A 23,644-nucleotide genomic window follows, 5' to 3' on the forward strand; every position below is an offset into this window, starting at 1 on the left:
GCCTTCTGTGGGTTCGCTGGTTCCTGGTGCTGGTTCCGGTGCCGGTCTGTTGGACCCGTATGGTTGGGATTCTTTGGGTGTTGCTGCGCCTGCTCTGCCTTCTGCTCAGGGTGCTGGTGGTGCGCCGGTGTTGCCGGATTCGCTGGTTGGTGTTTCTGCGGCTTCGGGTGTGGTGCTGGGTTCTACTGGTTTTGAGGTGTTGGGTGCCCGCGTGGTGGATTCGCGTGTGGCTCGTTTTACCGCGCCTGATCCTTTGGCTGCGCCTGTGGGTGCTGGTTGGGGTGCTGATCCGTTCTCGCTGGTGGGTGGTAACCCGGTTTCTTTGGTGGATCCGTGGGGCCTGTCGCCGGTGTCGGTGGAGGACTTTGAGAAGTATCGCGAGCAGAAAGCGTCTTCTGGTATTACCGGTTGGGTCAAGAGGACAGCTTTAGGTGTCGCAAATAAAGCTATCGAAATCTGGCAGGGTGCGAAGGATCTGTGGGGTAAGGTAAAGGCGGAAGCGAAAGCAGCCTGGAACGATCCCAAGAAGTGGCTCGGGGAAAACTGGGAGTATATTGCAGGCGCCGGGCTGATGGCTCTTGGAGGGTTTGTAGGTACTCTGTCCATTGCTGGTGGCCCTGTAACTATGATTCTGGTAGGCAGCTTGGCCGGAGCGGTTTCTAGTGCCGGTATGTCTATGATTACCCAAAAGGCACAGAAGGGGTCCTTTGAATGGAAGGAAGTAGCAAAGGACGCGGCGATCGGTGCCGTAGTTGGTGGTATAACCGGTGGTATTGGTGGTCGTATCATGGCTGGTGCTAGGGATGTTGCAGGTGTTACTCCGAAGGTAGGTAAATTGGCTAGTAAAGTTGCCGAGAAAACTGATTGGAAGTGGGCAGATAACCTAATCCGTAAGGCTGTCGACTATAAGCCTTGGACCAGCTTGAAGGGAACCGCAGGGGTGGCTGATGATGTAGCTATGATGGCTCCTGCGCGTGAAACTAAGGAATTCTTGTCGCATCAAGTTGGACAGTTTCTGAAACCGGGTCAGCATACGATGCTGATTTCTCGTGGTTGGTGGCGCAATCAGGCTGTATCTCAGCTAACCACTTCCCAACCGCTTAAGCATGCTGCTAAGTACGCTGTGAAACATACGGTAGATAATTTTGTACCTACATTGTCTGCTGGGGTAACGTCATTGCGACATCAAGTCGAGGAGGCTCCGCATAACCAGCAAAATGGGAATGGGTAAAAGAAAGGAGTAGGGTGCATATTTTCTTTGAAACCTTAAGAGTGCTGTGGCTTATTTGCCTCTGGTGCGCCTTTATCTTCGTAGCTCTTGCATCTATAGCGATGGCCGTTATTGAGGGCTGGCCGTGGAGCGCGCTGTTCCTCATTATGTGTCCCGTATTCCTTGCAGTCATAGATACGGCTCACAGCGAAAACATTGGGGGTAAAGCAAACGGCGGTTCTTTCCACCTCTTCTTTCTCCTTCTTATGCTCATCGGCGCGGTAGGCTTGATTGTTCTGACGGCTCTAACCGCTTTCGGGGTACTACACGCTACAGATGAAATAGTGTGGACCCCGGGGATGAACTTCGCCTCCTGGTACATGGCTGGTGGAATGTTCATTACCTACTTCCTCATTCAGCCTACTGAGCCTAATGACGATATTCCTGACCTGCAGCGCATGGAACAGATGAATAGGTACTCAACCCGTGTGGGCGTTATATCAGCGGCTATTTTCACGGTTCTGTGCCTTGTGGTTCCTCTGACTAGTTTCATGACTGCAGGCTATGATCCGGTGGCTCTGGCGGTTGCGCTTTTCCTGACTCCTGGGTTCCTGCGTGTTGTGCGTGAGGGCCTCTTCTACCTGCAGGGCACCCGCCTTGAAGAAGGAACCGACAGGTATCGCATCCTGCGTGCCGTGTGCATCGGCGTGGCTGGTTTGGCGGGGTGTATTGCGCTCGGATACTTGGGCTATTCGCTGGTTCGCCTGGAGTGGTTGCCTGCGCTGTTCTTTGCGGTGTCGGTGGCTATGAATGGGTGGTCGGTGAAGAAGTACGTCACTGTGGGTATCACCATTCCTGAGAAGGAAGATGATGAAGCCCCCAAAACTACACCCGTAACTGGTTAAATAGAATGTAAGAAGCCCCTCACCGAGTGAATCGGTGAGGGGCTTTCGCGTCTCTTCTCAGTCGCCGTCTTCTCCGCCTGTTTTCCGCCGTTGCGGCTGGAGCCTATTCGGAGTCCTTCGAGGACTTATCGTGCAGGCCCTGCGGGCGCGGGGTGGGACGCTCGGGCTTGGGTTGAATCAGCTTGGCGTATTCCTCCGGGTCGTCCACGCGCAGGCCGAAGCGCTGAGCCGGACGCTTCTGCGGCTCTGCCTTCTGATCGGTCACCTGCGCGCTGTTTACCTGTTCGGCGGTTGCCGCCTCCCGGACGGCGGGCGGAACGCTCTGCGCGGGCTGGACGGGCGCGGGCATGTTCTGGGCCGCGCTCTGGGCCACCGCGTTCTGCGCGGTAGTATCGCGCTCGGGCAGGTTCTGGTTCGGGGCGGGTTGGCTACCGGCCTGCGAACGGTAGGAGGGTGCCTTCGGAGCGCCGGTCGGAACCGGCGCACCGTTCATCGAGACGGTGCTCTGCGCGGCACGCGCCTGCGAAGCCTCCGGGGCGGTCGCCGCACGCGCGGCCGCAACCGCGGCCGAGAAGCGGGAATGACCGCCCAGCACGCGGCGCGCCTCCTGGGCGTACTCCGGCAGCGCGTACAGCACGGTACGCGAGGGAATCGCCTCGGTGCGCATGGGGTAGCGAACCCCGCGGCCGCGGCGCAGGTCGAATACGCGCCACAGCACAAAAATGGCCACTGAAATCGGCACCGTTGAGAGCAGCGCGCTCATAAAGTTCGTGCCGCCGGCCGCCACAAACATCGAGTACAGCAGACCGATCATGACGCCCTGGATGGCGGATACCAGCAGGGCGCGGCCGTAGCCGGTCTGCACGGGGTACTCTACCTGACGGATGCCGTCGTTGACCAGGTACAGGGCAGTCACCGGGAACTGTTGCTCGTTCAGCACGTCAAAAGCGGATAGCGCGTCGTCGTGGCGCACGAAGGAGGCGACCGGCTCGCCGCTCGGCAGGGGGTGGCCGTTGGCCTGGGCCAGGCGCGAGGCCATAAACGAGGAGGGCGGGGTATTGGGCAGATTCGGCAGCTGAAAAGTCATGGCATTAATTGTACCGGCCTGTCAGAACCCGGCCGCGGGGCTTCCCTGCGGGCACCGCTGAGAACGAGAACGCTCAAAGTGCGATTCCAGGCGGCGGAGCGTACCCTAGAGGGGTGAGCAATTCTAAGTTCAGCGCCCCCAGCAAGATTTACATTGCCCGCCTTCTGGGCCTCGACGTTTTTGACCCCTTCGGTGACCGCCTCGGCCGTCTCCGCGATGTTGTCGTGCTCAAACGCGGCCTGGGTGCCTCCATTGCCGGCGCCCGCCCCGCCAAGGGCACCGAGCCGATTGTCGTCGGCATCATCGTTGAGGTGCTCGGCAAGAAACGCGTGTTCATGCCCATGACCCGCGTGCGAAGTATCGACGCTTCACAAATCATTTCGACGGGTCTGGTGAACCTGCGCCGCTTCGAGCAGCGCAACTCCGAGACCCTCATCGTCGGTGAGCTATTCGACCGCCGCGTACGCCTGCTTGACGGCAGCGGCGACGCCGTTATTGAAGACGTCGCGATTGAGCAGCGCCGCAACGGCGACTGGGGCGTGACCGAGCTGTTCGTCTCCCGCGTCAGCTCCGGCTCCAGCACGTGGCGCCGCCGTTCCAAGGAGACCCTCATCGTCGACTGGGACGAGGCTCTGCTCTCCACCGACGTGGAGCCGCAGGCGGCAACCGCGTTCGTGGCCAACCACGAAAACTCCAAGCCTGCCGACCTGGCGGACGCCATCCACGAGATGAGCGATAAGCGCATGGTCGAAATCGCCGCCGAGCTGCAGGACGAACGCCTCGCGGACGTTCTGCAGGAGCTGCCCGCCGAGGACCAGGTGCAGATTCTTTCGCACCTGGACGACGAGCGTGCCGCGCAGGTCCTCGAAGAGATGGAACCGGACGACGCGGCCGACCTTCTCATCGAGCTCGACGACGCCCAGCGTGAGAAGCTACTCGAACTCATGGAGCCCGACGAGGCGGACGACGTGCGTCGACTGCTCGAATACGACGAGGGTACCGCCGGTTCGCTCATGAACCCGGTGCCGATTATCCTCTCCCCCGAGGCGACCGTCGCCGAGGCGCTTGCGCACATCCGCGCCGAGGAAATTCCTCCGGCAATGGCGGCTGCCGTCATGGTGACGCGCCCGCCCCTGGAAACCCCGACGGGTAAGTACCTGGGCCTGGTGCACATGCAGAAGCTGCTGCGCGTGCCGCCGAGCGAGCCCATCGGCCACATCCTCGACACCGACACCGAGCCGGTCTCTGACCAGGCCAGCCTCGAAGAGCTGGCACGCGTGCTCGCGACCTACGACCTGACCATCGTTCCCATTGTGAACGATTCGCACCGCCTGGTAGGCGCAGTGACCATCGACGACGTGCTCGATGCTCTCCTGCCCGAAGACTGGCGAACTTACGATGATGGAACTCCCGTACGAAAGGTAGGACGACGCTTTGCCTGATTCGAACCGCCGCGACGCAAACCGTACTGAAGAGAACCCCCGCATCGATAAGGCGCGTATTCTCAAGGACCGCCTGGAGAAGAAGTACGCTGAACGCAACCGCGAGCGCGGCGATTCCCGCCCGCAGCGCGGCGAATCGCAGCTGAGCACCCCCGGCACCCGCAAGCCGAGGCTGTTTGCCAGCCCCAACCCGGACTCCTTCGGCCGCATGACCGAGGCGTTTGCGCGCTACATGGGTACCCCGCAGTTTTTGATGTGGATGACCATCTTCTGTGGCGTGTGGCTGGCCTGGAACTCCCTGGCGCCGGAGGAGATGCAGTTCGACCCGCGTAGCCTGAACTTCACCCTGCTGACCCTGATGCTGTCCCTGCAGGCCTCCTACGCCGCTCCCCTGCTGCTGCTCGCGCAGAACCGTCAGGACGACCGCGACCGCGTGGTGGCTTCCGAGGACCGTAAGCGCGATCAGCAGAACCTGGAGGAGACCCAGTACCTGACCCGCGAGATTGCTTCGCTGCGTATTGCCCTGCGCGAGGTGGCGACCCGAGACTTCGTCCGTAGCGAGCTGCGCGACATTCTTGAGGAGCTGCAGAACATTGCGCAGGAGCAGGAGCGCCACGCCGAGCAGCTGCAGGACATCAGCGAGGACATTGAGGACCTGGAGGAGGCCATCGACGATATCGACGCCTCCGACGGCATCGAGGGTGAGGAAACCGAGAGCGAGGAGACCGAGGGCTCCGCGCACGCTGAGGACCCGGGCGAGCGGAAGGCAGAGAGCCCGGCCAAGACCTCGGGCGATGCCCCGGAGGGAGGCGCCCGTGAGCGCCGATAACCCGCTGCAGGACGCGCTCTACGCGGCCCTTGCCCGCGTGGAGGACCCCGAGCTGCGCCGCCCCATCACGGAGCTCGGCATGGTCGAGACCGCGCTCGTGCATCCCGAGCTGGATGAGCGCGGTAAGCCGATTCCCGGCCGCCACTGGGCCGAGGTGAAGGTTCTGCTCACCATCGAGGGCTGCCCGCTGAAGAACACCATCGAGCAGCAGGTGCGCGAGGCCGCCGCCACCGTCGAGGGCATCGAGCGAGTGCAGCTGCAGGTGGGCGCGATGAACCCGCAGCAGCGGTCCGCCCTGCGTTCGATGCTCAAGCCCGAACGCACCAACCCGTTCACCGCCCCCGGCTCGCTGACCCGCGTGTTCGGCGTGGTGTCCGGCAAGGGCGGCGTGGGTAAGTCCTCCATGACGGCCAACCTTGCGGCGGCTTTCGCCTCGCGCGGGCTCTCGGTGGGCATCATCGACGCGGATGTGCACGGCTTCTCGATTCCGGGCCTGCTCGGCATCACCGATGCCCCCACACGCCTGGATGACCTGATTCTTCCCCCCACCGTGGATGTTCCCACCCCCGCCCGCCGCTGGGGCGATGCGCAGGTCAGTGGGGGCTTTATTCGCGTCATCTCCATCGGCATGTTCCTCAAGGGTAACGAGCCGGTGGCCTGGCGCGGCCCCATGCTGCACCGCGCGCTGGAGCAGTTCATCATGGACGTGCACTTCGGCGCCCTGGATGTGCTGCTGCTGGATTTGCCTCCCGGCACCGGCGATATCGCCATCTCCATGGCGCAGCTGCTACCGAATGCGGAGCTCGTGCTCATCTCCACCCCGCAGCACGCCGCCGTGGATGTGGCCGAACGCGCCGGCACCCTGAGCCTGCAGACCGGCCAGAAGGTCGTGGGCGTGGTAGAGAACATGGCCGCCATGACCCTGCCCGACGGCACCGTGCTCGACATGTTCGGTTCCGGAGGCGGGCAGGTGCTCGCTGAGCGTCTCTCGGAGGCGCTCTCCTACCCGGTCCCGCTGCTCGGCTCGGTCCCCCTGGACGTGAACCTGCGCACCGGTGGTGACGAGGGCATGCCCGTCGTGTGGGGTCACCCCGACTCCGCGACCGCCGAAGAGATCCAGTCCATCGCCTCGAAGCTTCTGCACTCTGGCGAGTCGAGGGCGGGGCAGAGCCTGCCGCTCTTCGTCTAGGGCTAGAGCCTCTAGAAACCACCGATAGAAAGCTGACGCAGAAAAGCTGATACACAAAGAACCCCGCGCCGTGACCGGTGCGGGGTTCTTTGTTTCGAAATCTTAGGTGGCGTCCACGTCGAAGGGGGCGTACGCGCCTCGCGGGAGGGAATGGCTCTCGGCCTTCTCCTTCTCCTTCAGCAGCGCCTCCTCGCGGGCCTTCGCCTCGCGCTCGCGCTCGGCGTCATCCTCGGCGAATGCCTGACGCACAATCACGCGGGGGTCGTACTGGCGGGGGTCGTACTGTCGCCAGTTGATGTCCTCCAGGCCCGTCTCGCCCAGGGCCTCCTTGAAGTCGTCCTTAGCGTCGAAGGCCATGCGGCGCACGGTCTTGACGAACTCGCGAATCTGACGGGCGTATTCGGGCATGCGTTCGGGGCCAATCACCACAAACGTGATGATGGCCAGAATAATCAACTCGGTGCCACTAATACCAAACACAGAATATAGATTATCAGCTCCGGGCCGGTGCCGCCGACCAAAAGGGCCCATACGAACGTGTCTTTAAGCTCTGGACCTGCGGGATGCGCGAGCTAAAGCCCCGCCGAAAGTATTGCGCCCTCGGCTAAGAACGCAAAAGACCGCCGGCAGCACACCGGCGGTCTCCCCACACAATATTCGGTTTACGGCGGGTAGTCTCCACCGCCGGGTTAAAACGCTGCGGCTCCAACCGCAGGCACGCCCGCCTCCCGAACGCAAAAGACCGCCGTCAGCGCACCGGCGGTCTCAAGCACCCGTTGGATAGATTCAGCGGTTTACGGCGGGTAGTCTCCACCGCCGGGTAGCTGCTTCCAATGCCACAGCCAGCCCACCCAGCCCCACTGCGCGCACGCGCCCCCAACCAGCAACGCCCAACGGTAAGCTCGCGAACGGCTCAGCGCCGCAACCACCACGACCAGCGGGAACAGCGGTAGCAGCAGACGGAACGTCGACGACTGCGGGTTGAGGAACAGAATCAGGTAGGTGAAATAGCAGACGCACCACAGATTCAGCGGGGCCGCCAAAACGCTTCGCGCCACCGGGCTCAGGCACAGCGCGGCGAAACCCAGGATCAGCAGAACCAGCAGGATCGGGGCCGCATACCCAAAGTACAGGTACCCCTGCGTCAGCCAGGGCTCAATCGGTGCCAAATGGGTGCCGCGCCACGCCGTCTCGGTGGCCGTGTACGCATCCGGACGGCCCGTAGCCGACCACGCAATCGCGGGCCAAACCAGCGCGCACGCGCACACCAGCAGGGCGCTCACCAGCTGCCCCGCACGGCGCACAAACGCCGTGCCAATGCCCATAGCGCGACTCGACCGAACCCAGCAGGCGAACCACCACAGGCCCGCCGCTGCACCCAGCGGAACGCCCACCGGGCGGGAAAGGCAGGCCAGGGCCGCAACCGGCACCAGCCAGCCGTAACGCCCCTTCACGAGGCACAGCAGCGCACCGGCCAGGAACACCAGGTTCAGTGACTCGGCGTAAGGCACCTGAAGCACGGGAGCCACCGGCAGGAACGACACCAGGGCCGTGCCCCACAGGGCCAACGAGGAGGCGGGCTCAGCATCGGCGGAGTCAGATCCGGAACGCGCGAGACGGGCCGCCTTCACCGAGGCGTCAAAGAGCAGGTAGATGATCCAGGCCGCCGCGAAACCGGCCAGCAGGGCGACGGTGGCGGCCACCGGGTAGTAGGCGATGCCCGTCAGACGGCTGATCCCCTGCGAGAGCAGCGGAAAGATGGGGTAAAACGCCCACTGATTCTGCTGGACGACACCCATCGCGTTGACCGGCAGCTCGCTCGGGTAACCGTTGAGCGCAATCTGTTCGTACCAGCCGGCATCCCAGGTGCTGATGAAGGAGAGGTAGCTCAGGTGCTCGCCCCAGGGGCCGCGCAGCTGCTGCTGACCGACCACGGCGAACACCACGAAGCCCCACACACGCGAAATCCCGTAGATGAGCAGCACCGAAAGCCAGGCCGGCAGGGCGCGCAGACGCTCCCCCACGCGGCGCAGACGCTCGGCAGAGGAGGTGTACATCCATGTCAGGGCCTCGTCGAAGGACTCGGACCGGTTCTGCTCGACGCGGGATGCGGTATGCTCCGCCGGCTCGCTCGATTCGGTGAGCCCGGCGCGTGCGCTCATCGGGCCTCCCCGCTCTGCGGCTTCTCGGCGGAGGATACCGCGGAGGCACCCGAGGGCTTGTCCACGTGGTGCTCCACGAAGTCGTGGGCGCTCAGGGTCCGCTCAACGTTACCGGTGTGCGGCACGGCCAGAGGAAGGGGTTCCGGCTCTTCCTGCACGGCCCGGGGGCCCTCGGCGGGCACGGCCTGCGGCGCGGGGGCCCTAAAGGGCTTGGCGATGACGTCCAGGTCGTCGACCGTGTCGAAGATTCCCAGGCCGTCACGGCCCACGGCGTTGAAGAACACTGCGCCGGGCACGGCGCGGTGGCCGCCGAGCGCAATCACCGTGAGCGAGGCGATGACCAGCAGGATCAGGGCGAGCAGAATCAGAAGAATGTTCAACTCTGTCCTCTCGAATAACGTGTATGGATACTCTCCATCTTAGAAGAGAGATGCGTTGTCTCCCCTTCTATGACGCTGTGAGATGCCTGCCGGACGGGGCGACAACGCGGTGGCCGGCAGGCGGGAGGGCTTTGGTCCGGGTTCGTGCACGGGGCCCATGCATAGGGCCCCTGCGCCTGACCCGCGGAGTTCGCCCGCGGGATTCACGCACGGGGCACATGCCGCCTGGTTCGGCACGCAACCGGGCTGGGAAGGCCTCCTAGCCCGCCTCCTAGTCCTCGTCGTCGCGGTCGCTGAGCAGCCAGGCGCGCAGGTCCGCGTGGCAGCGGGTCAGCTGGCTGAAGCGCACGTGCTCGTTGTCGGTATGGGCCAGCAGGGCGTCACCGGGGCCGAAGTTCACGGCCGGGATTCCGATTTCGCTCAGGCGCGCCACGTCCGTCCAACCGTACTTCGGCTGGGGCTCCTGCCCCACCGCCGCAATCAGGGAGGCGGCCAGCGGGGTGTCCAGGCCGGGGCGGGCCGCCGGGGAGAGGTCTACGAAGTCCAGCTCGTACCCGGCGAAAACCTCACGCACGTGGGCAACCGCCTCGTCCAGGGTCTTATCGGGGGCGAAACGATAGTTCACGTGCATCGCCGCCGCGTCGGGAATCACGTTGCCGGCCACGCCGCCAGAGATCTGCACCGCGTTCAGGCCCTCGCGGTAGTCCAGGCCCTCCACGGCAATGGTCTTCGGCTCGTAGGAGGCCAGCGCCGCCAACGCCGGCGCCAGGGCGTGGATCGCGTTCTCGCCGCGCCAGGCCCGGCCCGAGTGGGCGGCCAGGCCGCGGGTGCGCACGAAGAAACGCATGGTGCCGTTGCATCCGCCCTCAATCGTGCCGTTGGTCGGTTCGAGCAGCACGCCGAAGTCGGCGTCGGTGATGAGCTCGCCGTGGTTACGGATCAGACGCGCCAGGCCGGAGAGCTCGCTCGCGACCTCCTCGTGGTCGTAGAAGATGTAGGTCAGGTTGTAGTCGGTGTCCCGCGCGGTCAGCTCGGCGGCAAGCTTCAGCTGGACGGCCACGCCGCCCTTCATGTCGGTCGCGCCGCGTCCGTAGAGCACGTACTCGCCGTCTTCCTCGCGGACGGTTGCCGGCACGGTGCCCAGGGAACCCTCGACGGTGGGCAGGGGCACGGTGTCCAGGTGACCGGCCAGGATAATGCGGGTGCGTTCCCCCTCTTCGCCGGGCAGCGGCGGGAATTCGGTGCGGGCAATGATGGCGTCCCCGTCGCGGGTCAGGTGCAGGTGCGGGTAAGCCGCGAGCGCCGCATACACGGCGTCGGCCAGGTCTTTCTCGTGGTCGGATACCGATTCGTAGTCGAGCAGGGCGCGGGTCAGCTCGGGCATGGATACGTTCAGGTCCAGGGGTGCGTGGTGATTCACAGTCATCCCTCCACGATACAGGCTGGGGGCGCCCCGCATCCCGGGGCCCGCGCTTCTGTTCGTGAGACGAACGCCGACGATCCTGATGCTCGGTGTGCTACAGCCCATATAATGGTGTGCATGTCTGAAAACACTCCCCGTTACGCCTCCGGCGTCGCACTGGTTAATGTTGTTGCTTCCGGCGAGCATGCCGGCACCGTTCTGGATGCCTGGTTCCCCGCCCCCTCCCTGACCCAGACCCCCGACCTGTCCATCGCGGACGAGCTGGAGGAGCTGGCCGCCGAGCACCCGGCGCGCAATGCCCGCACCGAGGTGCGCACCGCCTCCATCAACCTGGATGAGGCACCCGAGGATGCCGTGGACGCCTACCTGCGTCTGCACCTGCTCTCCCACACCCTGGTCCGCCCGAACGAGCTGAACCTGGACGGCCTGTTCGGCACCCTGGCAAACGTGGCGTGGACCAACCACGGCCCGGTGCTGGCCGCCGAGTTCCAGAAGCTCGCGATTGGCCTGCGCAAGCTGGGTCACCTGAGCGTGAGCCACATTGATAAGTTCCCGCGCCTGGTGGATTACGTGGTGCCCGCCGGCGTGCGTATTGGTGACGGCGATCGCCTGCGCCTGGGCGCGCACCTGGCATCCGGTACCACTGTGATGCACGAGGGCTTCGTGAACTTCAACGCCGGTACTCTGGGCACCTCCATGGTTGAGGGCCGCATCTCGCAGGGCGTTGTGGTGGGCGATGGCTCGGATGTGGGCGGCGGCGCCTCCACGATGGGCACCCTCTCCGGCGGCGGCAAGAAGCGCGTGTCGATTGGCGAGCGTTCCCTGCTGGGCGCGGAGTCCGGTATCGGTATTGCCCTCGGCGATGACTGCGTGGTTGAGGCGGGCCTGTACGTGACCGCCGGTTCCCGCGTGAGCGTGCTGCTGCCCGGTCAGGAGGCGCGCGTGGTGAAGGCTGCGGAGCTGTCCGGCGTGTCGAACCTGCTGTTCCGCCGTAATTCGCTGAGCGGCGCGATTGAGGTTCTGCCGCGTGCGAAGAACACCGTGGAGCTGAACGAGGCGCTGCACCTGAACTAGTCTGTACCTGGACTAGTCTGGGCCGGCCTGCGTTAATGCGGGCCGCCCCTGCGGGCTTGAGGGGTCGGGATGCGTGAAGCATCCCGGCCCTTTTTTCTACGTTGTGCGCGGGGCTCGCATCCCTTCCTCGATAACTTCACCATCCGTAGTCTTTTATGTGCCTCCCACGTGCTCACACCGGAGTGCACAAGCGCACAGTGCATAAAACCATTCTGTTGCCTCGACCCCTGTACCATTAGATACAGCTCAACAGCACATGCTCCGTCCGGTTCACGCCGGAATTTTTGCTCGAAAGGACATCATGAAGGTACTCGTTACCGGCGGTGCCGGCTACATTGGCTCGCACACCGTACTTGAATTGCTCAAGGCAGGCCACGACGTCGTCGTCATGGATAACCTCGCCAACTCCTCCGAAGAGTCCCTCAAGCGCGTCACCGAGCTGGCCGGCCGCGCTCCCGAATTCCACAAGGTTGATCTGCTCGACCTCGAGGGCATGAAGGCCCTCTTCAAGCAGGTTCGCCCCGACGCCGTGATTCACTTTGCGGGTCTGAAGGCTGTGGGTGAGTCCGCTGAGAAGCCGCTGTGGTACTACCAGACCAACGTGGCCGGCACCCTGAACCTGCTCTACGCCATGGACGAGGCCGACTGCCACTCCATCGTGTTCTCCTCCTCCGCTACCGTGTACGGCGAGCCCGAGTCCATGCCGCTCATCGAGAAGATGAACATGGATGCGCAGTCCTGCTACGGCCGTACCAAGGAGCACATCGAGGACATGCTGGTCGACCTGGCCGCTTCCGACTCCAAGTGGAACATTGCTCTGCTGCGCTACTTCAACCCCGTTGGTGCACACGAGTCCGGCCGTATCGGCGAGGACCCGGCGGGTATCCCGAACAACCTGGTGCCCTTCATCGCCCAGGTTGCAGTGGGTCGCCGCGACCACCTGAACGTCTTCGGCAACGACTACCCGACCGTTGACGGTACCGGTGTGCGCGACTATATCCACGTGGTCGACCTGGCCGACGGCCACCTGAAGGCGCTGAACTATATTGCTGAGCACGGCGGCCTGCACACCTGGAACCTGGGTACCGGTAACGGCTACTCGGTTCTGCAGGTTCTGCACGCATTCGAGGAGGCGTGCGGTAAGGAGCTGCCGTACAAGATTGTGGATCGTCGCCCCGGTGACGTTGCGGTCTCGTACGCCGACCCCTCCTCCGCCCTGGCTGACCTGGGTTGGAGCGCTACCCGTGATATCAAGACCATGGTTCGCGACCACTGGAACTGGCAGAAGAATAACCCCAACGGTTACGAAGCCTAAACAGTTTTAGCCCCTCCTGCGGGGGTGTTACAGGATGCCCGATAGGTGTTGTCTCACCTATCGGGCACTTTTCTGCGCTTTTTTCGAAATTTTTACCAAGTCGTGACTACCTCCCCAAAGGCGTTTGACACCTCGTGAGTGAGTAGAGATAGGGAAGAATATATTCCCTAGTCAGAGCCTTTTGTGAAGATGGGGTGTTTTTTACCCATATTTTTACGTCAAAAATACTATAACTATGCATTCATGCTTAAAAATTCACATTGCTTACACAGTAAAGTGAATATTTTGCAGACAGGAAACCGCATGAGGCGTAAGCTGAAAACTCAGCATACAGACAACCCGCATCATAGACGCACCTCACGTGAAAGGGTTCATCATGTCCGCACAGGCAGCTCCCGAAGCGCAGAAAAACCTCATCGAAATCGCCAACGTCAACAAGTACTACGGCACCAACCACGTTCTGAAGAACATCAATCTTTCCGTGGGAAAAGGTGAGGTCGTCGTCCTCCTCGGCCCCTCCGGATCCGGCAAATCCACCCTCTGCCGAACCATCAACCGCCTCGAAACTATCACCAGCGGATCCATCACCATTGACGGACAAGAACTACCCGAAGAAGGCCGAGCCCTCGCCAAGCTCCGCGCGGAAGTCGGCATGGTCTTCCAGTCCTACAACCTCTTCGCGCACAAGAACATCCTCGATAACGTAACCCTTGGACCCCGCCGAATCCGCAAGATCTCCAAGTCGGAGGCAGAAGCGGAGGCCATGAAGCTACTCGCAAAGGTCGGCGTGGATTCCCAGGTGCACAAGATGCCCGCAGAGCTTTCCGGCGGTCAGCAGCAGCGCGTCGCCATCGCCCGCGCACTCGCCATGAGACCTAAGGTCATGCTCTTCGACGAACCCACCAGCGCGCTCGACCCCGAAATGGTCAACGAAGTGCTCGACACCATGGTCTCCCTCGCACGGGAAGGCATGACCATGATCGTGGTGACCCACGAGATGGGCTTCGCCCGCAAGGCAGCAGACCGCATCGTCTTCCTTGCCGACGGCGAGATCGTCGAAGAGGCGCACCCGGACGAGTTCTTCACAAACCCGAAGAGCGAGCGCGCCAAGGACTTCCTCTCCAAGATCATCAACCGCTAAAGCAGAGGGACCGACATGCAAAAATATTCACGCAAGCTGGCGGTACTCGCCGCAGCAGCATCCCTCGCCCTCACCGGTACTCTCGCAGGATGCTCCAGCGCAGAAAGCGACCACAAGATCCGCATCGGCATCAAAGTAGACCAGCCCGGCCTCGGTTACCAGGACGGCAACACCTACACCGGTTTCGACGTGGAGGTGGCGCGCTACGTCGCCGGTAAGCTCGGCTACTCCGAAGAGCAGATTGAGTTCGTCGAATCCCCCGCCGCTAACCGCGAAAACATGCTCAATACCGGTCAGGTAGACATGATCTTTGCGACCTACTCCATCTCTGATAGCCGTAAGAAGACCGTGGACTTCGCCGGCCCCTACTACACCGCGGGCCAGGACCTGCTCGTGCGTGCCGATAACACCGATATTCACGGCCCCGACGACCTCAACGGCAAGAACCTCTGCTCCGTGACCGGCTCCACCAGCGCCAAGAAGGTCCAGGACAAGTTCGCCAAGAACGTGAACCTGGTCAAGCAGAATAGCTACTCCGACTGCGTGGTCGCCCTCAACGGCGGCGTGGTGGACGCCGTCACCACCGACGACATAACCCTCGCCGGTCTGGCAGCCACCAAAGCGAACAAGGGCAAGCTGAAGGTGGTTGGTGCCCCCTTCACCACCGAACGCTACGGCGTGGGTCTGCCCAAGGGCACCGACAAGTGCGAAGCCGTGAACAACGCCATCAACGAGATGGTTGCCGACGGTACCTGGGAGAAGCTCATCACCAAGTACACCGAAGGCACAGGCTACCACTACAACACCGAAACCAACCCGCCGCACCTGGGCACCTCCTGCGCCTAGGCCTCTAGAGAGGTTCACGAATGTCATTCTTTGACCAACTCGGCACCCTCCTGTCCAAGTACGATGTGGTCGGCGCCTTCATGACCAATATTGAGCTGACCTTCTGGGCGGCCATTGGCTCGTTCGTTCTCGGTACCGTGCTGGCGCTCATGCGCATCAGCCCCGTCCCGTCCCTGCGATGGGTGGGCACCGCCTACGTGCATACTGTCCGTAATACTCCGCTCACCATCATGATGACTTTCGCCATTTTGGGTGTGTGGACGCAGTTCCAGCTCTCCTTCTCGCACGATTTCGACACGAACTTCTTCGTGTACGCGGTCATTGCCCTGTCGATTTACCATTCGGCGTTTATCTGCGAGGCGATTCGTTCGGGCGTGAACACCGTTCCGAAGGGTCAGGCAGAAGCTGCCCGCGCTATTGGTCTGGGCTTCTTCGACACCGCCGGCCTGGTGATTTTCCCGCAGGCGTTGCGCGGTGCGATTACCCCGCTGGGCAACACCCTGATTGCTCTGGCGAAGAACACGACCGTGGCTTCTGTCGCGTCGGTAGCTGAGGCTTCCGGCATGATGAAGTCCATGATTGAGTTTGACGCGAACATGGTTCTGGCCATCTTCCTCGTCTTCGCTCTGGGCTTCGTGGTGATCGTTGTTCCCATTGGTGTTCTGACCACCTGGTCCTCTCGAAAGCTGGCGGTGAAGCGATGAAAAACCCCTTTATCAGTAACGAAACCCGCGGGACCTCGTCGGTTCTCTTTGACGAGCCGGGTCCCATGGCTCAGCGCCGCACCCGCATCTTCAACATTGCGGCCCTGGTTGTCTTCGCGATTTTCGCGGTGTACGTGCTGACCGTGATGGGCCAGAAGGGCCAGCTGGAGGCGGAGAAGTGGACCGACCTGTTCACCGCCCGTGCGTGGACCTCCTACTATCTGCCCGGCCTGGCCTCGACCCTGTCCGCCGCCTTGATTTCGGTGGTGACCTCGATTGCCTTCGGTATGGTCTTCGGCATCGCGCGTCTGTCGCAGTACCGCGTGGTCCGTTGGATTGGCACCGTGGTCGTGGAGTTCTTCCGCGCCGTGCCCGTGCTGATCATGATGATCTTCTTCTGGCTGTTCCTGGGCAAGTACAGCGGTCTTCCGCCGGCCCAGCTGCCCTTTATCGCCGTGGTGGTGGGTCTGACCCTGTACAACGGTTCGGTGATTGCCGAGCTGCTGCGCTCGGGCGTGAAGCAGCTACCCCGTGGTCAGGGTGAGGCCGGTCTGGCAATTGGTCTGACCCCCAGCCAGACGCTGATTCAGATTCTGATTCCGCAGGCATTCACCGCGATGATGCCCTCCATGCTGAGCCAGTTTGTGGTGATTCTGAAGGATACCGCCCTGGGTTACATCATCTCCTACCCGGAGCTGCTCGCCTCGGCGCGCCGCATCGGTTCCGGTGACGGTAACGTGTTGCAGACCCTGCTACTGGCGGCGGCCCTGTTTATCATTGTGAACTTCGCGCTAACCGCACTGGCAACCGGTATTACCGACCGCCTGGCATCGCGCACCTCCGCGAAGGTGACCCGCGAACTGATTCCCGGCGAGTTGGACAACCCGAACCCGCCGACGATTCAGATGTTCGTGCTCCCCGGCGGCCGCAAGTAGCCACAGCCGAGGTACAGCACGAGGTACAGCAAAGCCCCCGCACTCCCCTTTCGGGAGGGTGCGGGGGCTTCTCTGCTATGCAGGTTAGGTCCCCGGCGAGCGGGCCTCGCTCAGCGCGAGCGGCTCGGTAACGCCGCGCGGATGGGCCGGCCAGTCTACTTAGCCGCGGAGGCCTTCAGACGCTCGGCGGCCTTGGCCACGGCCTCGTCGGAGGCGGTCAGGGCGATGCGCACGTAGCCCTCGCCGTCCTCGCCGTAGAACACGCCGGGTCCGGCGATGATGCCCAGCTCGGCCAGGCGGCCGATGGAGTCCCAGGTTGACTCGCCGAAGGTGGTCCACAGGTACAGGCCCGCCTCGGAGCCCTCGATGCGTCCGCCGGCGGCGGTGATGGCGTTCTCCAGCACCTCGCGGCGGGCACGGTAGCGGTCCTTCTGCGCCGCAACGTGCGCCTCATCGCCCAGGGCGGCAATCATGGCGGCCTGCACGGGCGCGGGCACGATCATGCCGGCGTGCTTGCGGCTGTTGATAATGTTCGGCATGAGCTCGGGGGCGCCGGCCACGAAGGCGACGCGGTAGCCGGCCAGGTTCGACTGCTTGGACAGTGAGTAGACGGCCAGCAGGCCGGTGAAGTCGCCGTCGCACACTCGCGGATCCAGGATGGAGGGCACGGGCTTACCGCCGCGGGCCTCGTCCCAGGCGCCCCAACCGAGCTCCGCGTAGCACTCGTCGGAGGCCACCACGGCACCGATTTCGCGGGCCTGCGCCACGATTTCGCGCAGCTGCTCCACGGTGCGGACCGTGCCGTTCGGGTTGGCCGGGGAGTTCACCCAGATCAGCTTCACGCGGCTGCGGGTGTCGGCGTCCAGCTCGTCCAGGCTGTCGGCGGGCACGGATTCGGCGCGGGCGAAGCGGGCACCCATATCGTAGGTGGGGTAGGCGATGCGCGGGTACACGACCACGTCGCCGGGGCCCAGGCCCAGCAGGAAGGGCAGCCAGGCCACGAGCTCCTTCGAGCCGATTGTGGGCATGATGGCCTGCGGGTCCAGGCCCTTCACGCCGCGACGGCGCTCAAACCATTCGGCGATGGCCTCGCGCAGGGCGGGGGTGCCGTGGGTGGTCGGGTAGCCGGGGGCGTCGGATGCCTCGGCGAGCGCGTTGCGGATGAGCTCGGGGGTGGGGTCCACGGGGGTGCCGATGGACAGGTCCACCGGGCCGTCGGGGTGGGCCGCGGCGGTGGCGCGGTAGGGGGCGAGCGCCTCCCAGGGGTATTCGGGCAGGTTCAGGCCGTAAGTCATTGTGTCACCTGGTCGCTTGGGGATTTTTCGTCACTCCAGTCTATCGCCCGGGCTTTGGGGCTGACTAGAGGAAGAGCCCCCATCCCAGCGCCTAGACAGTTTGTCCAGGGGCGCACCGCGTGCGGTGCGCATCGGCCGGGGTGGGGGCTCGTGCATCCGGTCACTCGCGCAATTACTCTGCGGGCGCGGATGCTTCAGGTATGGGGTTAGTTGCTCTGCGGGGGCAGTGCCGCGATGAAGGGCACGTCCTTGCCGGTGGGGCCGAGCTTTGCGGCGCCACCGGGGGAACCCAGGTCGTCGAAGAAGTCGGCGTTGGCGCTCACGTATTCGCTCCACTCTTCGGGAACGTCATCTTCGTAGTAGATGGCCTCGACGGGGCAGACGGGCTCACAGGCGCCGCAGTCCACGCACTCGTCGGGGTGGATGTACAGGGTGCGGTCACCTTCGTAGATGCAGTCCACGGGGCATTCTTCAACGCAGGCGCGGTCTTTGACGTCCACGCAGGGAAGCGCGATAACGTAGGTCATGGGTCGGTGCCTTTCTCGATGCTGTGCGCCCTGTGCCCGCCGGTCTGCGGGTCGCCTTCTCCAGGGCAGGGTCTGCAGAGTAAACCGCCGAGCGTGTGGTGCTCGGCGGGGAAGTCTTTGTATAGTCTATCGCGCGCTCGGTGTTTTATCGTATTTTCGTGGTGTATTAGACAGCGAACGGCGGCGGGCGGGAGCCTATTTTTTAGGCAAGCCTGCCCTGCCGCCATTCATTATTTCACCTAGTCAGTGAATTATAAAAATACCCAAATTATATAAATGAAATCTTCGTCACATTAATTTGCGGGCGGGCACAACCCTTTTTCCCGCCGAGGAAAAACACGCAATAACGCATACTTTTTCTTCGCTATTTATCCCGACCCTCAGCCTTGGCGCGCGCACGCTGATGCGCCGAACGGGCCGAGAAGTAGCGCGCATCCTTCACCCGGTTGCGCGTGTACGCGAACATACCCAGCATCGCCGCCACCGGTGTGCCGAACCACCACAGCGCACCGTACAGGCCGATGGCCGAGTGCCCCGGATTCACGAGTACGAAGGGCGAGTCAGGGCGGCCGTAGGCCAGCCAGTACACGGTCACGAAGGCCACGGCACCCACGATAGCCGCCGTCATGCCGCGGCGCAGGGCGAGCGCGCTCCACAGGGAGGCGAAGAAAATCGTCAGGTACGCAATGAGCAAGCCCACGGGCAGGGCAACATCGCCCGCGTACACGACCCAGGCGTGGTAGATAGAACCGGCAACAGCAGCCACGGCGCCCAGGATCACGCCGGTCAGCACCGTGGAGACGAGCCCCGCCTCCTGCGGCTTCGGGTTGACCGTGCGGGTGGGGTCGCCATCGAGCACGCGGTAGGTCTCAACGGCAGAAATCTTCTGCGGCACCTTATTCGAGTACTCGAAGGTCTTATCGTCCAGCACCGTAATCTGGGTGCGGTGCGCCTCCATGGCTTTTCGCTTGGCGGTGCCGTCGCCGAAGATGGCGGCCTGCACGCGGGTGTCCTCAGGGTTGTACTCGCCCTCAATGCCCCAGGTGAGCAGCGGTCGGTCCTCGTCATCCCCCAGAATCTCCAGGGCACGCTTCACGATTTGGTGCACGCGCACGTGGTCGGGGTGGCCGTAGCCGCCGTCGGCGTCGTAGGTGACCAGCACATCCGGCTGAATCTCGTGAATTGCGGCGACCAGGGCCTGCGCCTGCGGTTCGAGGGGCTGGGCGGTCAGCGAGGCATCGCTCGAGACGGGGTTGGCGATGGGCTTGCCGTTCGGGCCCCAGGCCATGCCGGAGTCGCGGTAGAGGGCCGGCACGCCCTCGGCGGTGGCCGGCTCCTGACCGAGGAAGAGGTGGCGGTGCACGCCCAGGGCCTCGAGAGCACCGTTCAGCTCGCCCACACGGTACTCCCCCAGCGCCTCGCCGTTGTCGGTGCATCCGGGCTTACCGACCTCCAGGTGCTGTAGCTGCTGCGGGATAACCTCGCCCAGCTCACCGCGGGTTGCGGTGATGAGGTACACCTCGGCGCCCTTCTGCGCGTAGTACGCCATCGTCGCGCCGGTCGAGGAGGTCTCGTCGTCGGGGTGCGCGTGCACGAAGAGGATGCGCGCCTGCTCCGGATCGTAGTTTGTGGGCAGCAGGTCGCGCTTGGCGCCGGATGCGATGCGCTCACCCTGCGTGGGGTAGCTGGGGGTCGCGGCTTCCTGCGGCTTCTGCTGCTCGGCTTCCTGCGGGCTGTTGTCGGATGCGGACACGGGAATTCCCTCTCATAACGCACGGACTGGGATGTGCCTCTGGGGTTTACGCCTCACCCCGCGCGCAGGGCGTCTGCGGGGGTGCACGCTGTCTCAGCACACGGTCTTATCTTACACGGCAGCGGGGGTAGGCTCACCTCAGTATTGAGCGGTCCCGGTTTCGCCCCCGACCTGCCCGAATACGCCGAGCCGCCGCCCTCTTCCTTCCGGAAGGTGGCGGCGGCTCTTCGAAACGCTACGTCCCGACGGTCGTACCGTCAGCGCAATTAGTTGGCGCGGGCGCGGCGGCGGAACTCGCGCACACGCTCGTTGGAATCCAGGATGACCTTGCGGATACGGATGGCCTCGGGGGTCACCTCAACGCACTCGTCCTCGCGGGCGAACTCGAGGGATTCCTCGAGGGTCAGCTTCTTCGGCGGGGTCAGGTTCTCGAAGTTGTCCGCGGTCGAAGAACGCATGTTGGTCAGCTTCTTTTCCTTGGTGATGTTCACTTCCATGTCGTCGGCACGGGAGTTCATGCCCACGATCATACCCTCGTACACCTCGGAGGTGGGCTCCACGAAGAAGGTGCCGCGCTCCTGCAGGTTGATCATCGCGTAGGGGGTCACCACGCCGGCGCGGTCAGCAATCAGCGAACCGTTGGTGCGGTACTCAATCTCGCCGGCCCAGGGCTCGGGATCAATCGAGTACGAGGAGGAAATGCCGGCACCGCGGGTCTCGGTCAGGAACTGGGTGCGGAAGCCAATCAGGCCACGGGCGGGAACGGCGAACTCCATGCGGACCCAACCGGTACCGTGGTTTGCCATGTTCTCCATGCGGCCCTTGCGAGATGCCATCAGCTGGGTGACGGCGCCCAGGTACTCCTCGGGCACGTCGATAATCATGTGCTCCATGGGCTCGTAGACCTTGCCGTCGATAGTCTTGGTAACCACCTGGGGCTTACCCACGGTCAGCTCGAAGCCCTCACGGCGCATCTGCTCCACGAGGATTGCCAGGGCGAGCTCGCCACGGCCCTGAACCTCCCAGGCGTCCGGGCGCTGGGTGGGCAGAACCTTGATGGACACGTTACCGATGAGCTCGCGGTCCAGGCGGTCCTTCACCTGACGTGCGGTGACCTTTGCGCCCTTGACGCGGCCGGCCAGCGGGGAGGTGTTGATACCGATGGTCATGGAGATTGCGGGGTCGTCCACCTTGATCAGCGGCAGGGGCTTGGGGTTCTCGGCGTCGGTCAGGGTTTCACCGATGGTGATGTCCTCGATACCCGCAACCGCGACGATCTCGCCGGGGCCGGCGGACTCGGCAGGAACGCGGTCCAGCGCCTTGGTGGCCAGCAGCTCGGAGATGCGGACGTTCTTGATCTCGCCGTCGTGGCGTGCCCAGGCGACGGTCTGGCCCTTCTTCAGGGTTCCGTTGAAGATACGGACCAGTGCCAGACGGCCCAGGAACGGGGAGGAGTCCAGGTTGGTCACGTGTGCCTGCAGAACCTCGTTGGGGTCGTAGGTGGGGGCGGGCACGTGCTCGATGATGGTCTTGAACAGCGGCTCGAGGTCGTCGTTGTCGGGCAGCTGGCCGTCGGCGGGCTGGTTCAGGGAGGCGGCGCCGGCCTTACCGGAGGCGTACACGACCGGAACGTTCAGCACTGCGTCCAGGTCCAGGTCGGGGACCTCCTCGGCCAGGTCGGAGGCCAGGCCCAGCAGCAGGTCCATGGACTCGCTCACGACCTCGTCGATACGGGAGTCGGGGCGGTCCACCTTGTTGACCACGAGGATCACGGGAAGCTTGGCGGCCAGTGCCTTACGCAGCACGAAGCGGGTCTGGGGCAGCGGGCCCTCGGAGGCGTCCACGAGCAGCACAACGCCGTCAACCATGGACAGGCCGCGCTCCACCTCGCCACCGAAGTCGGCGTGGCCGGGGGTGTCGACCACGTTGATGGTGATGGTCTCGCCGTTAGCGGAGGGGCCGTTGTAGAACACGGTGGTGTTCTTCGCCAGAATGGTAATGCCCTTTTCGCGTTCGAGGTCGCCGGAGTCCATGACTCGGTCTTCAACATCTGCGTGGTCAGAGAAGGCGTGGGTCTGCTGCAGCATCGCGTCGACGATGGTGGTCTTACCGTGGTCAACGTGTGCCACGATGGCCACATTACGAAGGTCGGGGCGCGAAGCGGTGTTTTCAGACATGCGTAAAGTTTCTCGCTTAAATCTAGGGGATAGTCCTGCCAACGGCTGATGCGCTCCGGGCGCGGGGGTGTAGGAGGCAATCCTCAGCTGGAGAAACCTGCCTTGTTCGCTTCTGCCGACTGTACCTTCGGATGTGAAACTCCGCTGTATGCGGGCACGGCAAAAGGGACCCCCCTCCGTTGGGCTTAGCTACCAGTGTAACACTAGGGCTTTTCGGCGAGCCAGTCATCCAGCATACGACGGGCCACGGCGTTGGTGCCGGGCAGCTCAAGCTTGGCGGGGTCATCCTGCCCGCTATTGCCGCGTTCCTCCGAGATGGCAATCGCCTCGCGCAGCTGCTCGGCGGTAAACCAGCGGGCGGCTCGAATTTCACCGTCGTGGTGAACGATGGGCTCGTTCTCGTCCACGGTCACCCGGTAGCAAATCATGAGCGAGCGCGGGAAGGGCCACACATCGCTCATGCGGTACTCGCTGCGTTCTGCGCGCAGACCGGTCTCTTCGTAGACCTCGCGGGCAATGGCCTCCTCGAGGTTTTCGCCCGGGTCGACGAACCCGGCGATGAGCGCGAAACGATTGGGGTGCCACTGGCGATTATTGGCCAGGAGCACGCGCTCGCCGTCGCGGCTCATGACCAGCCCCATGACGGCCGGTTCGATGCGGGGAAAGACCATTTCGCCGGATGCGGTGCGGCGGATTCCCTTGCGGCCGATGGGGGCTTCTTCACCGGTGTAGGCGGAGTACCGCATTTCGATGAGGTAGTCGCGGCGGGCCAGGGCGGCGGCGTAGCGGGCGCGGCCGAGCGGGTCACGGTGCACCGGGTAGTAGCGGAAGCCGCTGGAGGAGGCCTGCACGGGTCCCTCCTGACTGTTCGGTTCGGCGGCGTTGAGTTCCTCAGCGACGGCCTGAAGGGTGTCGTCCTCGCAGTAGAGGGCGCGCACCTCTGCCGTCGGGGTGTCCGCCGCCGGAGCAGCCGTTGCGGGTGCATGCTCATCGCGCGCGCCTTCCCTCGCATTGAAACCGGGGATGAGATCGGGCTCTAGAACGGGGTTCGGTCGGAGTACGGTGCGGCCCAGCACGGCACCTTCTTCGGCCAGGGTGCGGGGCAGGACGCGCACGTAGTGCACGGTGCCGTCCGGGTTGGTCAGGGTTTCACCTGACCGGGAGACGATGAGGTAGAGGGAGCGGTCGGATGCGGTCTGAGCTGATTCATGCATAGTCCCAATGCTACTCCGTCTCGCGGCACTCCCCCG

The 23,644-nt window shown here is 63.5% G+C and carries 20 protein-coding genes and 1 pseudogene; 11 read left to right on the forward strand and 10 right to left on the reverse strand.

All coding sequences use genetic code 11. The features are described from left to right. Both HMPREF2874_RS09400 and HMPREF2874_RS06980 read left to right on the forward strand, forming a co-directional pair. Positions 1 to 1,231 (forward strand): annotated as a pseudogene (locus tag HMPREF2874_RS09400) (hypothetical protein); the annotation flags it as partial. Between the two features lie 14 nt (positions 1,232 to 1,245). Continuing rightward, entirely contained in the window at positions 1,246 to 2,115 is an 870-nt protein-coding gene (locus HMPREF2874_RS06980; RefSeq protein ID WP_070649706.1) for a hypothetical protein, read from the forward strand. 103 nt (positions 2,116 to 2,218) lie between these two features. Here HMPREF2874_RS06980 and HMPREF2874_RS06985 read toward each other — a convergent pair whose 3' ends face one another. Then, a complete protein-coding gene (locus HMPREF2874_RS06985) occupies positions 2,219 to 3,202 on the reverse strand; it encodes a hypothetical protein (protein WP_070649708.1) in 984 nt (327 codons plus the stop codon). 113 nt (positions 3,203 to 3,315) lie between these two features. Between HMPREF2874_RS06985 and HMPREF2874_RS06990 the strand changes: the two genes are divergently transcribed. From HMPREF2874_RS06990 to HMPREF2874_RS07000, 3 genes are read left to right on the forward strand one after another with little or no spacing between them, the layout of a single operon-like run. After that, a complete protein-coding gene (locus HMPREF2874_RS06990; protein ID WP_049343908.1) occupies positions 3,316 to 4,644 on the forward strand; it encodes a magnesium transporter MgtE N-terminal domain-containing protein in 1,329 nt (442 codons plus the stop codon). Further along, positions 4,637 to 5,473: a DUF1003 domain-containing protein gene (locus HMPREF2874_RS06995; RefSeq protein ID WP_070649710.1), complete on the forward strand. Its 837-nt coding sequence runs from the start codon at positions 4,637 to 4,639 to the stop codon at positions 5,471 to 5,473. The genes HMPREF2874_RS06990 and HMPREF2874_RS06995 overlap by 8 nt, the downstream gene beginning before the upstream one ends. Next, positions 5,460 to 6,662 (forward strand): P-loop NTPase, encoded by a 1,203-nt coding sequence (locus HMPREF2874_RS07000; protein ID WP_070649712.1) that lies wholly within the window; start codon positions 5,460 to 5,462, stop codon positions 6,660 to 6,662. Before HMPREF2874_RS06995 ends, HMPREF2874_RS07000 begins: the two co-directional genes overlap by 14 nt. Positions 6,663 to 6,764: 102 nt before the next feature. On the opposite strand, the gene HMPREF2874_RS07005 is transcribed toward HMPREF2874_RS07000, so the two are convergent. The 4 genes from HMPREF2874_RS07005 to dapE all read right to left on the reverse strand — a co-directional run bounded on the left by HMPREF2874_RS07005 (position 6,765) and on the right by dapE (position 10,630). Beyond that, a complete protein-coding gene (locus HMPREF2874_RS07005) occupies positions 6,765 to 7,142 on the reverse strand; it encodes a twin-arginine translocase TatA/TatE family subunit (protein WP_070649714.1) in 378 nt (125 codons plus the stop codon). A gap of 314 nt (positions 7,143 to 7,456) precedes the next feature. Continuing rightward, a complete protein-coding gene (locus HMPREF2874_RS07010; protein ID WP_070649716.1) occupies positions 7,457 to 8,824 on the reverse strand; it encodes a hypothetical protein in 1,368 nt (455 codons plus the stop codon). Continuing rightward, complete coding sequence (locus HMPREF2874_RS07015; RefSeq protein WP_070649718.1) at positions 8,821 to 9,204, reverse strand: hypothetical protein; 384 nt, start codon at positions 9,202 to 9,204, stop codon at positions 8,821 to 8,823. The genes HMPREF2874_RS07010 and HMPREF2874_RS07015 overlap by 4 nt, the downstream gene beginning before the upstream one ends. 271 nt (positions 9,205 to 9,475) lie before the next feature. Further along, positions 9,476 to 10,630 carry a succinyl-diaminopimelate desuccinylase gene (gene dapE, locus HMPREF2874_RS07020; RefSeq protein ID WP_070649719.1) on the reverse strand — a complete coding sequence of 385 codons (1,155 nt, stop codon included), beginning with the start codon at positions 10,628 to 10,630 and terminating at the stop codon, positions 9,476 to 9,478. Between the two features lie 105 nt (positions 10,631 to 10,735). Between dapE and dapD the strand changes: the two genes are divergently transcribed. The 6 genes from dapD (at position 10,736) to HMPREF2874_RS07050 (ending at position 16,642) form a co-directional block, all read left to right on the forward strand. Next, entirely contained in the window at positions 10,736 to 11,701 is a 966-nt protein-coding gene (gene dapD, locus HMPREF2874_RS07025; RefSeq protein WP_070649722.1) for a 2,3,4,5-tetrahydropyridine-2,6-dicarboxylate N-succinyltransferase, read from the forward strand. Positions 11,702 to 12,002: 301 nt separating this feature from the next. Next, a complete protein-coding gene (gene galE, locus HMPREF2874_RS07030; RefSeq protein WP_070604114.1) occupies positions 12,003 to 13,016 on the forward strand; it encodes a UDP-glucose 4-epimerase GalE in 1,014 nt (337 codons plus the stop codon). Positions 13,017 to 13,392: 376 nt separating this feature from the next. After that, complete coding sequence (locus tag HMPREF2874_RS07035) at positions 13,393 to 14,157, forward strand: amino acid ABC transporter ATP-binding protein (RefSeq protein ID WP_070649723.1); 765 nt, start codon at positions 13,393 to 13,395, stop codon at positions 14,155 to 14,157. 15 nt (positions 14,158 to 14,172) lie between these two features. Next, the gene (locus tag HMPREF2874_RS07040) at positions 14,173 to 15,003 is read left to right on the forward strand and encodes a glutamate ABC transporter substrate-binding protein (RefSeq protein WP_070649726.1); all 831 of its coding nucleotides are present in this window, start codon (positions 14,173 to 14,175) and stop codon (positions 15,001 to 15,003) included. Positions 15,004 to 15,023: 20 nt separating this feature from the next. Then, on the forward strand, positions 15,024 to 15,707 hold the full coding sequence (locus tag HMPREF2874_RS07045; RefSeq protein ID WP_070649728.1) for an amino acid ABC transporter permease: 684 nt from the start codon (positions 15,024 to 15,026) through the stop codon (positions 15,705 to 15,707). Beyond that, positions 15,704 to 16,642 (forward strand): amino acid ABC transporter permease, encoded by a 939-nt coding sequence (locus tag HMPREF2874_RS07050; RefSeq protein WP_070483747.1) that lies wholly within the window; start codon positions 15,704 to 15,706, stop codon positions 16,640 to 16,642. The genes HMPREF2874_RS07045 and HMPREF2874_RS07050 overlap by 4 nt, the downstream gene beginning before the upstream one ends. 155 nt (positions 16,643 to 16,797) lie before the next feature. Here the strand turns inward: HMPREF2874_RS07050 and dapC are convergent, their stop codons facing one another. The 5 genes from dapC to HMPREF2874_RS07075 all read right to left on the reverse strand — a co-directional run bounded on the left by dapC (position 16,798) and on the right by HMPREF2874_RS07075 (position 23,608). Then, the gene (gene dapC, locus HMPREF2874_RS07055; protein WP_070649730.1) at positions 16,798 to 17,937 is read right to left on the reverse strand and encodes a succinyldiaminopimelate transaminase; all 1,140 of its coding nucleotides are present in this window, start codon (positions 17,935 to 17,937) and stop codon (positions 16,798 to 16,800) included. 206 nt (positions 17,938 to 18,143) lie between these two features. After that, positions 18,144 to 18,464 carry a ferredoxin gene (gene fdxA, locus HMPREF2874_RS07060; RefSeq protein WP_049332074.1) on the reverse strand — a complete coding sequence of 107 codons (321 nt, stop codon included), beginning with the start codon at positions 18,462 to 18,464 and terminating at the stop codon, positions 18,144 to 18,146. A 364-nt stretch (positions 18,465 to 18,828) separates the two neighbouring features. Beyond that, positions 18,829 to 20,217: a PIG-L family deacetylase gene (locus tag HMPREF2874_RS07065; RefSeq protein WP_070649732.1), complete on the reverse strand. Its 1,389-nt coding sequence runs from the start codon at positions 20,215 to 20,217 to the stop codon at positions 18,829 to 18,831. A 266-nt stretch (positions 20,218 to 20,483) separates the two neighbouring features. Continuing rightward, positions 20,484 to 22,394 carry a translational GTPase TypA gene (gene typA / locus HMPREF2874_RS07070; RefSeq protein WP_049343880.1) on the reverse strand — a complete coding sequence of 637 codons (1,911 nt, stop codon included), beginning with the start codon at positions 22,392 to 22,394 and terminating at the stop codon, positions 20,484 to 20,486. 203 nt (positions 22,395 to 22,597) lie between these two features. Next, complete coding sequence (locus tag HMPREF2874_RS07075; protein WP_070649734.1) at positions 22,598 to 23,608, reverse strand: NAD(+) diphosphatase; 1,011 nt, start codon at positions 23,606 to 23,608, stop codon at positions 22,598 to 22,600. Positions 23,609 to 23,644 lie beyond the last annotated feature (36 nt).

Origin of the sequence: Rothia sp. HMSC068F09 (assembly GCF_001812775.1) — a bacterium.
GTDB classification, from domain to species: Bacteria; Actinomycetota; Actinomycetes; order Actinomycetales; family Micrococcaceae; genus Rothia; species Rothia mucilaginosa_A.